Source organism: Pseudomonas azotoformans (assembly GCF_900103345.1).
GTDB lineage: Bacteria > Pseudomonadota > Gammaproteobacteria > Pseudomonadales > Pseudomonadaceae > Aquipseudomonas > Aquipseudomonas azotoformans.
Genome location: NZ_LT629702.1, coordinates 3,220,784 through 3,233,649 on the forward strand (window position 1 = coordinate 3,220,784; position 12,866 = coordinate 3,233,649).

General features: G+C 61.8%; 10 protein-coding genes and 1 riboswitch. Of the genes, 1 reads left to right on the plus strand and 9 read right to left on the minus strand.

The genetic code is table 11. From position 1 onward, the window contains the following. Nucleotides 1-93: 93 nt before the first annotated feature. Together alaS and ltaE are read right to left on the minus strand one after the other, a co-directional pair. Nucleotides 94-2,712 (minus strand): alanine--tRNA ligase, encoded by a 2,619-nt coding sequence (gene alaS / locus BLR69_RS14405; RefSeq protein ID WP_071493980.1) that lies wholly within the window; start codon nucleotides 2,710-2,712, stop codon nucleotides 94-96. Between the two features lie 146 nt (nucleotides 2,713-2,858). After that, nucleotides 2,859-3,863 carry a low-specificity L-threonine aldolase gene (gene ltaE / locus BLR69_RS14410; protein ID WP_071493981.1) on the minus strand — a complete coding sequence of 335 codons (1,005 nt, stop codon included), beginning with the start codon at nucleotides 3,861-3,863 and terminating at the stop codon, nucleotides 2,859-2,861. 191 nt (nucleotides 3,864-4,054) lie between these two features. After that, a riboswitch (FMN riboswitch) is annotated at nucleotides 4,055-4,224 on the plus strand. A 96-nt stretch (nucleotides 4,225-4,320) separates the two neighbouring features. On the opposite strand from ltaE, the gene BLR69_RS14415 reads away from it, so the two are divergent. Further along, a complete protein-coding gene (locus tag BLR69_RS14415) occupies nucleotides 4,321-4,830 on the plus strand; it encodes a 6,7-dimethyl-8-ribityllumazine synthase (protein WP_071490545.1) in 510 nt (169 codons plus the stop codon). A gap of 133 nt (nucleotides 4,831-4,963) precedes the next feature. Here the strand turns inward: BLR69_RS14415 and astE are convergent, their stop codons facing one another. The 7 genes from astE to BLR69_RS14450 all read right to left on the minus strand — a co-directional run bounded on the left by astE (nucleotide 4,964) and on the right by BLR69_RS14450 (nucleotide 12,782). Next, on the minus strand, nucleotides 4,964-5,968 hold the full coding sequence (gene astE / locus BLR69_RS14420; RefSeq protein WP_071493982.1) for a succinylglutamate desuccinylase: 1,005 nt from the start codon (nucleotides 5,966-5,968) through the stop codon (nucleotides 4,964-4,966). Nucleotides 5,969-5,979: 11 nt separating this feature from the next. Continuing rightward, nucleotides 5,980-6,270, minus strand: coding sequence for a topoisomerase II (locus BLR69_RS14425; RefSeq protein ID WP_071493983.1), 291 nt, complete (start codon nucleotides 6,268-6,270; stop codon nucleotides 5,980-5,982). 38 nt (nucleotides 6,271-6,308) lie between these two features. Beyond that, complete coding sequence (gene astB, locus BLR69_RS14430; protein WP_071493984.1) at nucleotides 6,309-7,655, minus strand: N-succinylarginine dihydrolase; 1,347 nt, start codon at nucleotides 7,653-7,655, stop codon at nucleotides 6,309-6,311. Between the two features lie 152 nt (nucleotides 7,656-7,807). After that, the gene (astD, locus tag BLR69_RS14435) at nucleotides 7,808-9,277 is read right to left on the minus strand and encodes a succinylglutamate-semialdehyde dehydrogenase (protein ID WP_166794312.1); all 1,470 of its coding nucleotides are present in this window, start codon (nucleotides 9,275-9,277) and stop codon (nucleotides 7,808-7,810) included. Continuing rightward, on the minus strand, nucleotides 9,274-10,299 hold the full coding sequence (gene astA / locus BLR69_RS14440) for an arginine N-succinyltransferase (protein ID WP_071493986.1): 1,026 nt from the start codon (nucleotides 10,297-10,299) through the stop codon (nucleotides 9,274-9,276). The genes astD and astA overlap by 4 nt, the downstream gene beginning before the upstream one ends. 53 nt (nucleotides 10,300-10,352) lie before the next feature. Continuing rightward, entirely contained in the window at nucleotides 10,353-11,372 is a 1,020-nt protein-coding gene (aruF, locus tag BLR69_RS14445) for an arginine/ornithine succinyltransferase subunit alpha (RefSeq protein WP_071493987.1), read from the minus strand. A gap of 189 nt (nucleotides 11,373-11,561) precedes the next feature. After that, nucleotides 11,562-12,782, minus strand: a complete 1,221-nt coding sequence (locus tag BLR69_RS14450) for an aspartate aminotransferase family protein (RefSeq protein WP_071493988.1) — start codon at nucleotides 12,780-12,782, stop codon at nucleotides 11,562-11,564. Nucleotides 12,783-12,866 lie beyond the last annotated feature (84 nt).

The window sequence follows — 12,866 nt, forward strand, 5'->3', positions numbered from 1 at the left end:
CTAAGCCGCCTCAGCCCGTAAAGGGGCGCCTAATATCCAATCAACCAGCACCGCACCGGCCCGTGACTAGACCACGGGCCGGTTAACAGTGCCTTAAATACCTGCCTCGACAAACGGCACGGTCAGGGCCAGGGCCGCGTCCAGGGCGCCGGCGTCTACACCACCGCCTTGCGCCATGTCCGGACGACCACCACCCTTCCCGCCCACTGCCGCGGCGGCTTGCTTCATCAAATCACCGGCTTTGAGTTGGCCAGTCAGGTCCTTGGTCACACCCGCAACCAGCACGACCTTATCCTCATGGACACCGCCGAGCAGGATCACTGCGCGGCCGAGCTTGTTCTTCAACTGATCGACCAAGGCCAACAGCGCCTTGCCGTCTTGGCCGTCCAGGCGTGCAGCCAGGACTTTGACGTCCTTGACGTCCACCGCCGAAGCCGACAGATCGTCGCCGGCCGCGCTGGCCGCCTTGGCCTGCAACTGCTCCAGCTGTTTCTCCAGGGCGCGGTTGCGCTCCAGCACAGCGGACAGCTTGTCGATCAGATTGTCGCGGCTGCCCTTGACCAGGCTGGCCGCTTCCTTGAGTTGTTCTTCCGCCGCATTCAGGTAGGCCAGGGCCGCAGCGCCGGTCACCGCCTCGATACGACGCACACCGGAGGCCACGCCGCCTTCGCTGATGATTTTCAGCAGGGCGATGTCGCCGGTACGGTTGGCGTGGATACCGCCACACAGCTCCACCGAGAAGTCACCGCCCATGCTCAGTACGCGCACGCTGTCGCCGTACTTCTCGCCGAACAGCGCCATGGCGCCCTTGGCCTTGGCGGTCTCGATATCGGTTTCTTCGGTTTCTACCGCGGTGTTCTTGCGAATCTCGGCGTTGACGATGTCTTCCAGTGCCTTGATCTGCTCAGGCTTGATCGCTTCAAAGTGGCTGAAGTCGAAACGCAGGCGCTGACTGTCTACCAAAGAACCCTTCTGCTGCACGTGCTCACCCAGAACCTGGCGCAGTGCGGCGTGCAGCAAGTGCGTGGCCGAGTGGTTCAGCGAAGTGGCATGACGCACATCAGCGTCCACCTGGGCATCGACCGGCGCACCGACGGTCAGGCTGCCCGAAGCCAACACACCGTGGTGCAGGAACGCACCGCCGGTCTTGGTGGTGTCACGCACATCAAAACGACCGGAAGCCGCCTTGAGGAAACCGCAGTCGCCAATCTGGCCACCGGACTCGGCGTAGAACGGGGTCTGGTCCAGAACCACAACACCGTTATCACCTTCATTCAGTACATCAACCGACTGGCCGTCCTTATACAGGGCGACCACTTTGGCCGAACCGCTGGTGGCCTTGTAGCCGGTGAATTCAGTGGCTACGTCAACCTTGACCAGGCTGTTGTAGTCCATGCCGAACGAGCTGGCCGAACGTGCACGCACGCGCTGGGCTTCCATCTCGCGCTCGAAACCTTCCTCGTCGAGGGTCAGGTTGCGCTCACGGGCGATGTCGCCGGTCAGGTCCATCGGGAAACCGTAGGTATCGTAGAGCTTGAACACCACGTCGCCCGGCACCACGGAGCCTTGCAGGTTGGCGAGGTCTTGCTCGAGGATCTTCAGGCCCTGCTCCAGGGTCTTGGCGAACTGCTCTTCTTCAGCTTTGAGCACGCGCTCGATGTGCGCCTGGTTCTGCTTGAGTTCCGGGAAGGCTTCGCCCATCTCGGCCACCAGGGCCGCGACGATCTGATAGAAGAAACTGCCGTTGGCGCCCAGCTTGTTACCGTGGCGACAGGCACGACGGATGATGCGACGCAGCACGTAGCCACGGCCTTCGTTGGACGGCAGCACGCCGTCGGCAATCAGGAAGCCACAGGAACGGATGTGGTCAGCCACTACCTTGAGGGAAGCCTGGTCTTCATTGGTGCAGCCAATGGCCTTGGCCGCAGCGGCCAGCAGGCTCTGGAACAGGTCGATCTCGTAGTTGGAGTGTACGTGCTGCATCACCGCACTGATCCGCTCCAGGCCCATGCCGGTGTCCACCGACGGCGCTGGCAACGGATGCAGAACGCCATCGGCGGTGCGGTTGAACTGCATGAACACGTTGTTCCAGATCTCGATGTAACGGTCGCCGTCTTCTTCTGGCGAGCCGGGTGGGCCGCCCCAGATGTCAGCGCCGTGGTCGTAGAAGATCTCGGTGCAAGGGCCGCACGGGCCGGTATCGCCCATGGTCCAGAAGTTGTCGGAGGCGTACGGCGCGCCTTTGTTATCGCCGATGCGCACCATGCGCTCAGCCGGCACGCCGACTTCCTTGGTCCAGATGTCGTAGGCTTCGTCATCGCTGGCGTAGACGGTGACCCAGAGTTTTTCCTTCGGCAGTTTCAGCACGCCAGTCAGGAAGGTCCAGGCGAAGTTGATCGCGTCTTGCTTGAAATAATCGCCAAAGCTGAAGTTGCCGAGCATTTCGAAAAAGGTGTGGTGACGGGCGGTGTAGCCGACGTTTTCCAGGTCGTTGTGCTTGCCACCGGCGCGTACGCATTTCTGGCTGCTGACGGCGCGGGTGTACGCGCGCTTTTCCTGGCCCAGGAAGCAGTCCTTGAACTGGTTCATCCCCGCGTTAGTGAACAGCAGGGTAGGGTCATTGCCTGGGATCAAGGAGCTGGAGGAGACACGGGTGTGACCTTGCTCTTCGAAGAAGCGAAGGAAGGCTTCACGGATTTCTGCGCTTTTCATTAGGTTCTTCCACGGAGGCTGCGGCCAAAGGCCAGTGCGCAACATCATCAGACGGAGCGACGGCAAAGGGCCGCATTATATCGGCCCTTTGCCGGTGGTACAGCGTGTTTATGCGATAGAGAGGCTCAATTAGACGGTCTGCACAGTCATTTGCGCGAAAATTCGACGAATGTCGCGAGCACTTGCTCGACCTGCGCCCGGCTCACATCCAAATGCGTGACCATGCGCAAGCGCGCTGCGGCACTCAGCTTGATCCCGCGTTCGGCGGCAAACGCCTTCAAGGCCTGGGCCTGGTCACCGATCTGCACATAGACCATGTTGGTCTGCACCGGCTCCACCTCGTAACCCGCCTTGCGCAACTCATCCCCCAGCCATTGGGCATTGGCGTGGTCGTCAGCCAGGCGCTGCACCTGGTGATCCAGGGCATACAACCCCGCAGCGGCCAGGGAACCGGCCTGGCGCATGCCACCGCCGACCATCTTGCGCAGGCGCCGGGCCTTGGCGATCAGCGCCGTGGACCCGCACAACACCGAGCCGACAGGCGCACCGAGGCCCTTGGACAGGCACACCGACACTGAATCGAAGTGCTGCGCGATCTCCCGCGCATCCACCCCCAGCTTCACCGCTGCGTTGTAGAGCCGTGCGCCATCCAGATGCAGGGCCAGGCCATGCTCCCGGGTAAACGCGCGGGCTTTGGCCAGGTACTCCAGCGGCAGCACCTTGCCCTGCATGGTGTTTTCCAATGCCAACAGACGGGTACGGGCGAAGTGGAAGTCATCAGGCTTGATCGCCGCCAGCACCTGGTCCAGATCCAGGGAGCCGTCCGCCTGCACTTCCAGCGGCTGCGGCTGGATCGAGCCGAGCACTGCGGCACCACCACCCTCGTATTTGTAGGTATGGGCCTGTTGGCCGACGATGTATTCCTCGCCGCGCTCACAGTGGGCCATCAACGCCAGCAGGTTGCTCATGGTGCCGGTGGGCACGAACAACGCCGCGGCAAAGCCCAGGCGCTTGGCCAGTTCGGCCTCCAGCCGATTGACGCTGGGGTCTTCGCCATACACGTCATCGCCGCTGGCGGCAGTGGCCATCGCGTCGAGCATACCGGGGGTGGGTTGGGTCACGGTGTCGCTGCGCAGGTCGATCACAGACATGAAACAAGCCTCTCGAGGGTTCAGTAAGTGCCTTTTGTGAGTGATTACTGCGGGCAACGCCACGGAATATCAAGCCCCAACTGCATTCAATCGAATACCAACCAAACAAACCGATATAGCTTATCGATACCGCGGCCGTGCAGTTTTCAAAAAACCGTGTTAAAAACTCTCCGCCGCCAGGGTTCTGGCGGCAACGTTCTCAGGGCGGGGTGCAATTCCCCACCGGCGGTAATTACACGCAATGTGTATAGCCCGCGAGCGCTTGGCGCCTCGAACTGCTCACGCAGGACGGCGACAAGGTCAGCAGACCCGGTGTGATCCCGGGGCCGACGGTCATAGTCCGGATGAAGAGAGAACGGGATTGGCACCTGAGGGCCGCGCACGATGTGTGCTCGCGTACCCTTAAATCCCATTCGATTCATAACGCCCTGTTTTTTTCTTAAACAGGAGTCAGAACATGCAACCCACCGCAATCGACAGCAAAGCCAAGCACCACCACGGCGAACGTATCGCGTTTATCCAGGCCTGCTGGCACAAGGAAATTGTCGACCAGAGCCGTAAAGGCTTCCTCGCCGAGATCATCGCCCAGGGCTACCAGGAATCGGACATCGATTTCTTCGAAGTCGGCGGCGCCTTTGAAATGCCCCTGCATGCCAAGCTGCTGGCCAAGACCGGCCGTTATGCCGGTATCGTCGCCGCCGCGCTGGTGGTGGACGGCGGCATCTACCGCCACGAGTTCGTCGCCCAGTCGGTGGTCAGCGGCCTGATGCAGGTGCAGCTGGAAACCGAAGTGCCGGTGTTCTCGGTGTCCCTGACCCCGCATCACTTCCACGCCGGCAGCGAACACCAGACTTTCTTCTACGAGCACTTCGTGCACAAAGGCCAGGAAGCAGCACGCACCTGCGCCGACACCTTGCACAAAGTCCGCGCGATTCGCCGTAGCGAGCCACGCGCGGTAGCGGTCTAAGCAACACGGCAAAGTACAAGGTGGGAGGGGGCTTGCTCCCGATGGCAGTGTGTCAGTCACTTAATTGTCAACTGACCCACCGCTATCGGGGGCAAGCCCCCTCCCACATTTGGATCTGACCAGGCCTTGAGCTTCAGGCCAGGCCAGCGTCCGTAGTCGGCACAATCAATATCCCCGCCCGCAAACCATTCTTCACCTTCGGGTTGGGGAAGATGATCCGCGCGCCCTCCTCCTCGATCACCCAGCGGGTCTTGGCCACGTCTTCGGCCAGCAGGTAGCCCTGGGCCAACGGCGAGAAGTTTTCCACATCCGCCGGCAGGTGCAGCAGGAAGGCGTCGCTGTGCTTGATGATTTCACGGGAGACGGCAAACAGCTGCAGGCCGTCGAGGCTGCTCGTCGGCGGCTCGGTGCCTTCGATGATCTGCTTCAGGCGTGTTTCCAGGCGGGACACGTCCACGCTCTGGTTTTGCCCGAACGGCCGCGCCTTGCCCAATTCCAGGGTGAACGCCTCGGCGCCGAGCTGCTCGTAGGTAAATGCGGTGAAGGTGATCGAGGTCTTGTTCTGCAGCAGCACCGCTTGCATGCCAGCAGCGTTCAGGCGCGCCAGCTCGTGGCGCGAATGCTGGCGACCCTCCTTCCACGGGTACAGGGCGAACTGCTCGATCTTCGAACCACGAATCGCCGTGTGCAGGTCGTAATGCAGGCGCGAACGGCCGGGCTGGCTAAAGAAGCTGCGGGCCAGTTGCTCCAGCTCGGCGGCGCGCATGGCCTCCGGGCCGATATTTTTCTCATGCCGGCCGTTGAACAGCCGGTTGACGTCCAGTTCGAGGTAACGCTCGCCGCGACGCATGGCCTCGGGGTTGCCGAACAGGAACAGAATACGGGTGCGGGGCTTGATTTCCCCACGGGCAATGCCATGCAACAGGCGGTCGAGCAGTTCGATCGGCGCGGTTTCGTTGCCATGGATGCCGGACGACAGCAGCAGGTCGCTGCCGTTGTCCTTCGCCTCAGGCGGGCGCACTTCAAGTGCGCCCTCGCTGAGCCAGCGCATCTGCACGCCGTCGACAGTCAGTTGAATTTTTTGCGCCGGTTCGCGACCGGCGAGGGTCAGTTCAAGCAGTTTGCCAAGGGCGAGCATACGCAGCTTCCTTAGTGGTTGCAGCCTGGGCCGTGGACGTGATCGTCGTCATCGCCTTCAACCTCGGCCGGTTCCATTTCCAGCTGCAGGCTCATCAGGTTGGTGGCCAGTGGGCGCATCAGCAGGTTGGCGTATTCGGCGTCGCCCTCTTCCACGTCCACGCCGATCAGCAGTTGGCCACGGCCGTCATGCTGGATCCAGATTTCCTTGCCCTGCCAGACCACGGCGACGCGGGTGCAGGAAGTTTCCAGCTGGGTGCCGTCGGTGTCTTCAAGAATCAGTTTCAGGGTGTCGGTGGTCATAAAGTAGCTCTCAGCATAGGGCGTAAAAGAAGGTGGCGTTAATTGATCTGGAAAGGATAAACCGAGCCCAGTTTAAGGATTTGCGTCAGTTCATCCAGTGCCGTCCGGCACTCAAGCAGCAATTGCGGATCAGCCAGGTCGCTCTCGCGCAGGCTGTCGCGGTAGTGCTTGCCGACCCACTGGGTCAGGGTGTCGTACAACGGCGCGGTCATGATAACGCCTGGATTCACCGCCGCCAGCTCCGTTTCGTTCAACGCTACGCGCAAACGCAGGCACGCCGGGCCACCACCGTTCTGCATGCTTTGCTTGAGGTCGAATACCTTCACTTCGCGGATCAGACCACCGGCAGCGGTCAGGTTTTGCAGGTACTGCCAGACGCGTTCATTCGCGCGGCATTCTTCCGGCACGATCAGCAGCATCGAACCATCGGCGCGGCTCAGCAGTTGGCTGTTGAACAGGTAGGAACGTACCGCGTCCTCGACGCTGACCTGGGCGCGGGGCACGCACACCGACTGGAAGTTACCCCCCAGCTTGCCCAACTTGCCTTGCAACTCGGCGAGCATCTGTTCGGTATGGAGGAACGCGTCCTCGTGGTAGAACAGCACTTCGCCGTTACCCACCGCGATCACGTCGTTATGGAACACGCCGGCATCGATAACCGCCGGGTTCTGCTGGGCGTAGACCACGCCGTCATCCTTCAAACCGTGCAAGCGTGCGACGGCCTGGGAGGCTTCGAGGGTCTGGCGTGCCGGGTACTTCTGCGGCGCCGGGTAGCGAGGGTCGAACGCGCTGCGGCCGAACACGAAAAACTCGACACCCGCCTCACCGTACTCACGGCAGAAACGCGTGTGGTTGGCCGCGCCTTCATCGCCGAATTGCGCCACGGCGGGTAGCGCCGCGTGGTGGGCGAAGTGCTTCTGATCGGCAAACATCGCCCCCAACACGCGGCTGGTGGTCGGATGCTCGATGCTGCGGTGGTACTTGCAATTGAGGTTGGCAGCAGTGAAATGCACGCGGCCATCCGCCGTATCGGCGCTCGGGCTGACGGTGGCGGCGTTGGCCACCCACATGCTCGACGCCGAGCAACTCGCGACCAGCAACGGCATCGCGTCTTTGGCCGCCTGCTGGATCACTTGCGCGTCGGTGCCGCTGAAACCCAGGTTGCGCAAGGCGGCCACATCAGGGCGTTCCTGGGGCGCCAACACACCTTGTACAAAGCCCATGTCCATCAGGGCTTTCATTTTCTGCAGGCCCTGCAACGCCGCTTCCTTGGGGTTGGAATGCTGCTGGCTGTTGCTCTGGGACGCGACGTTGCCGAAGGACAAACCGCCGTAGTTATGGGTCGGCCCCACTAGACCGTCAAAATTGACTTCATAGGATTTCATCGGCGAGGCTCCACGAACATCTGTTTTTATAAGCAATCTTCAACACAACACAAACCCAATGTGGGAGCGGGCTTGCTCGCGAAAGCGGTGGACCAGTCACCTCATACATCAACTGACAGAACGCATTCGCGAGCAAGCCCGCTCCCACATTTTTAGATCAGTGTTATCCCAGGGGTCAGTGTTGCTGGCACCAACAAGGTCGGTGTTTCCAACGACGCCACCGGGTACGCACAATAATCCGCCGCGTAATAGGCACTGGCGCGGTGGTTACCCGACGCCCCTACCCCACCAAACGGTGCGGTACTCGCGGCGCCGGTCAGTTGTTTGTTCCAGTTGACGATACCGGCACGGCTTTCCAGCCAGAACTGCTGGTAGCGCGCTTCGGAATCCGACAACAAACCTGCGGCCAGGCCGTACTGGGTGTTGTTGGCCTCGGCAATCGCCGCTTCAAAATCAGCGTAGCGGATCACCTGCAACAAGGGGCCGAACAACTCCTCGTCTTCGCGCTCGGTCACGCCGGTCACGTCGATGATGCCCGGCGTGAGCAACGCGGCCTGGTCCTGTGGCTGGGTCATCTCCAACAGCGCCACCGCACCATTGGCCAACATCAGCTCCTGGGCGTCCATCAAGGCTTTCGCCGCGCCAAGGGAAATCACCGAGCCCATGAACGGCGCCGGCTGCTGATCGAACGCGCCGACTTCGATGGTCGCGCTGACCGCCACCAGGCGCGCCAGCAACGCGTCGCCCCAGCCACCTTCCGGCACCAACAGGCGACGGGCACAGGTGCAACGTTGACCGGCGGAGATAAACGCCGACTGGATGATGGTGTAGACCGCCGCATCCACATCGGCCACTTCATCGACCACCAGCGGGTTATTGCCACCCATTTCCAGCGCGAGAATCTTGTCCGGGCGCCCGGAGAACTGCTGGTGCAGATGATTGCCGGTGCGGCTGGAGCCGGTGAAGAACAAGCCGTCGATACCGGGGTTGGCCGCCAGGGCGATGCCGGTTTCTCGCGCACCTTGCAGCAGGTTCAGCACGCCCGCCGGCAGGCCGGCTTCGATCCAGCACTGCACGGTCAGCTCGGCGACTTTGGGGGTCAGCTCGCTCGGTTTGAACAGCACGATGTTACCCGCCAGCAAGGCCGGGACGATATGCCCATTCGGCAAGTGACCGGGGAAGTTGTAAGGGCCGAACACCGCCACCACACCGTGGGGTTTGTGGCGCAATACGGCAGTGGCATCGCCCAGCGGGCCGCTCTTCTCGCCGGTGCGCTCGCGGTAGCTTTGTACCGAGATCGCGATCTTGTTGGCCATGCTGGTGACTTCGGTGGCCGACTCCCACAGTGGCTTGCCGGTTTCTTCGCCGATGCAGCGGGCGATTTCGTCGGCGCGTTTTTTCAGAGTGGCAGCGAAGGTTTCCAGCACGCCGATGCGCTCTTCCAGCGGTCGCTTGGCCCAGGCGGGGAAAGCCTGACGCGCGGCCTGCACGGCGGATTCGACCTGTTCGGCAGTGGCGCCATTGCCGGCCCACAGCACCTGCTGGGTCACAGGGTTGCGCGATTCAAACAGCTCACCCTGGCCAGCCAGCCAGCTACCTGCGATGTACAGCGAATTCATTATTTCGACTCCCGAGCAGCGGACAACGGTACGGCACGCACTTGATCACCTACCACCAATCCCAGGCGCTTGGCGGTCTGTGGATCGACTACCAGGGTTCCGGCTGCCAGGCGCGCCGGGGCGGCGGTGATGCGGCAATCTTCGCGTTTGCGGTTATGGATCAGGAACGGCGTGGCGTCGTCGCCTGGGGTACCGATCGCCAAGACCAGTGTTTCACTGTCGCGAACGGCACGGATCTTCTGGGTCTCACACTCCACCGCAGGTCCCGCGTCGAAAATATCGACGTAGCCCTGGTAGCTGAAACCTTCACTCTTGAGCATGCTCAGCGCCGGTTCAGTGTCCGGGTGGACCTTGCCGATCACGTTGCGCGCATCTTCGGAGAGAAAGCAGCTGTACAACGGAAACTTCGGCATCAGCTCGGCGATGAATGCCTTGTTGCCCACGCCGGTGAGGTAATCGGCCTGGCTGAATTCCATCTTGAAGAAGTGCCGCCCCAGGCTTTCCCAGAACGGCGAACGCCCGGCGTCGTTGGACACCCCGCGCATCTCGGCAATGATCTTGTTGCCGAACAATTGCGGGAATTCCGCGATGAACAACAAGCGCGCCTTAGCCAGCATGCGACCGTTGAGGCCGCTGCGGTAATCGGCGTGCAGGAACAACGAACACAGTTCGGAGTTGCCGGTAAGGTCGTTGGCCAGGAACAGCGTCGGAATCTCACGGTAGATGTTCAGTTCCTGGGAGGCGCTGACGGTCAGGCCAACCCGGAAGTTATACCAGGGCTCACGCAAGCCGACGGCGCCGGCGATGGCGGAAATGCCCACAACGCGGCCTTCGTCGTTCTCCAGCACGAACAGGTAGTCGGCATCGCCGCGCCCGGCGTCGCCGCGAAAGGTTTTTTCAGCCCAGCCCACGCGGTGGGTCAGGCGCTCTTCGTTGGCCGGCAAGGTAGTGAGACCGGTGCCGGTGCTGCGCGCCAGATCAATCAGGGCCGGTAAATCGCTGCTGCGTACGGGACGAACGATCATGCTATCTCCTCAGACGGGCCGCTGTTTGGCAGCCACCCGCGACACTCAATTCTTTAAACCGCTACCAGACGCACACTCGCGCCTTCGCCAACGCCCAGAGCTTCGGCGGCTGCCAGGTCCAGGGTCACCGGTTTGCCGGGCGCGTAGTCCAGCTCCAGCATCACCGCGCGGTAATCCTGCAACTGCGCGTTGCTCACCAGGTACTGGCGACCGACACCCTTGACCATCTCGCCGATCTTCACCGGCACCACGCGGCTCTGGGCAATCGAACGAATGCCCGAGACCCGTGCGTGCAGCGTGGGGCCGCCGTCGAAGATGTCGATGTAATGGTCAGTCTCGAAGCCTTCGCGCATCAGGATGTCGAAGGTGATCTGCGCACGCGGGTGCACCTGGCCCATGGCTTCCTGGGCTTCGTCCGGCAGCAGCGGCACGTAGATCGAGTAATGCGGCATCAGTTCGGCGAGGAAGGTGCGGCTTTTCAGCCCGCACAGACGCTCGGCGGCGGCGTAGTTGAGGTCGAAGAAGTTGCGGCCGATGGCGTCCCAGAACGGTGAGTCACCGTTCTCGTCGCTGTAGCCGACGATCTCGGTCACCACCGAGTCGGCAAAGCGCTCGGGATGGCTGGCGACGAATAGCAGGCGGCCACGGGAGTTGAGTTCCGACCACGGCGAACCGACCAGCTCGGGCACCACGTAGAAACTGGTGAGCAGGCTGTTGCCGGTGAGGTCGTGGCACTGGGAAAGCACGTGGATCTTGTTGTGGATCTTCAGCTCGCGGGAGGCGTGCACGAAGGTCTCGTTACGGAAGCTGTAGAACGGCTCGGAGTAACCGGCCGACGCGACAATGGCCGAGCAACCGGCCAGCTTGCCGGTCTCGGTGTCTTCGAGCACAAAGAAATAGCTTTCTTCGCCGTTGAAACTCACCTCGGCGGCGAAAGACGCTTCGCTCGCGGCGATCTTGTCGCTCAGGCGTTCCACGTCATCCGGCAAGGAGGTGACACCAATCGGGCTGTCCGCAGCCAGACGCTGTACCTCGCCCAGATCAGCCATTTGCGCGGGGCGCATCACCAGCATGGTGTCACTCCTTAACTCGAAAAACTCATAGGAAAAAAATACCGGACAGTTCCTGATTCAACGCAGGTCAAATGTGGGAGGGGGCTTGCCCCCGATAGCAGTCTGTCAGTTGATAAATCAGGTGGCTGACCCATCGCTATCGGGGGCAAGCCCCCTCCCACATGACACGGTCCGGCAAATAAGGGTGTATCAGGCTTGCGTCAGCGTTTTTACTGCACGTTCAAAACGGTCCAGGCCTTCCTGGATATCCGCGTCTTCCACCACCAGGCTCGGCGCAAAACGCACCACGTCGGGGCCGGCTTGCAGAATCATCAGGTTCTCTTTCTCGGCCGCGTTGAACACGTCCTTGGCTTTGCCTTTGAACGCATCGCTCAACACGCAACCGAGCAACAGGCCCATGCCACGTACTTCGGTGAAGATGCCGTACTGCTTGCCGATCTGCTCCAGGCGCGCCTTGAACAGCTCGTGCTTGGCATTCACGCCAGCCAGCACCTCAGGGGTGTTGATCACATCGATCACCGCCTCGGCTACCGCGCAGGCCAGCGGGTTGCCACCGTAGGTGGTGCCGTGGGTGCCGACCACCAGGTGCTTGGCCAGGTCTTCGCGAGTGAGCATGGCTGCAATCGGGAAACCGCCGCCCAGGCTCTTGGCGCTGGTGAGGATGTCCGGCACCACGCCGTAATGCTGGTAGGCGAACAGGTGGCCGCTACGGCCCATGCCGGTCTGCACTTCGTCGAACACCAGCAAGGCGTTGTTGGCGTCACACAGCTCACGAGCACCTTGCAGGTAGGCCAGTTCGGCCGGCAATACGCCGCCTTCGCCCTGGATAGGTTCCAGTACCACGGCGCAGGTCTTGTCCGACACCGCAGCTTTCAGCGCGGCCAGGTCGTTATAAGGAACGTGGGTGATGCCGGTGATTTTAGGACCGAAGCCGTCGGAGTACTTGGACTGGCCACCGACGTTGACGGTGAACAGGGTACGGCCGTGGAAGCTGTTCAGCGCGGCGATGATCTCGTACTTCTCGGTGCCGAAACGGTCGAACGCGACGCGACGGGCCAGCTTGAACGCGGCCTCGTTGGCTTCGGCGCCGGAGTTGCAGAAGAACACGCGCTCGGCGAAGGTGGCGTCGATCAGCTTATGCGCCAGGCGCAGGGCCGGCTCATTGGTGAACACGTTGGACACATGCCACAGCTTGTTGGCCTGTTCGGTCAGCGCGCCGACCAGCGCCGGGTGGGCGTGGCCCAATACGTTGACCGCGATGCCGCCGGCAAAGTCGATCAGCTCGCGACCGGCCTGGTCCCACACACGGGAACCTGCGCCACGCACGGGGATGAAGGCGGCAGGTGCGTAGTTGGGAACCATGACCTGGTCGAAATCGGCACGTTGCACCGGGGCTTGCTCAACGGACATCGGAGTCTCCTGAAGAGGAACGCCTGCCTGGAACTGGCGGGCGATGCAGGGATTGTAAGGACAGTTTTCAGTAGGGCCTTGTCG

Coding starts and splice junctions, on each gene's coding strand:
- alaS (WP_071493980.1), bottom strand. CDS start 2,712: ATGAAAAGCGCAGAAATCCGTGAAGCCTTCCTTCGCTTCTTCGAAGAG.
- ltaE (WP_071493981.1), bottom strand. CDS start 3,863: ATGTCTGTGATCGACCTGCGCAGCGACACCGTGACCCAACCCACCCCC.
- BLR69_RS14415 (WP_071490545.1), top strand. CDS start 4,321: ATGCAACCCACCGCAATCGACAGCAAAGCCAAGCACCACCACGGCGAA.
- astE (WP_071493982.1), bottom strand. CDS start 5,968: ATGCTCGCCCTTGGCAAACTGCTTGAACTGACCCTCGCCGGTCGCGAA.
- BLR69_RS14425 (WP_071493983.1), bottom strand. CDS start 6,270: ATGACCACCGACACCCTGAAACTGATTCTTGAAGACACCGACGGCACC.
- astB (WP_071493984.1), bottom strand. CDS start 7,655: ATGAAATCCTATGAAGTCAATTTTGACGGTCTAGTGGGGCCGACCCAT.
- astA (WP_071493986.1), bottom strand. CDS start 10,299: ATGATCGTTCGTCCCGTACGCAGCAGCGATTTACCGGCCCTGATTGAT.
- aruF (WP_071493987.1), bottom strand. CDS start 11,372: ATGCTGGTGATGCGCCCCGCGCAAATGGCTGATCTGGGCGAGGTACAG.
- BLR69_RS14450 (WP_071493988.1), bottom strand. CDS start 12,782: ATGTCCGTTGAGCAAGCCCCGGTGCAACGTGCCGATTTCGACCAGGTC.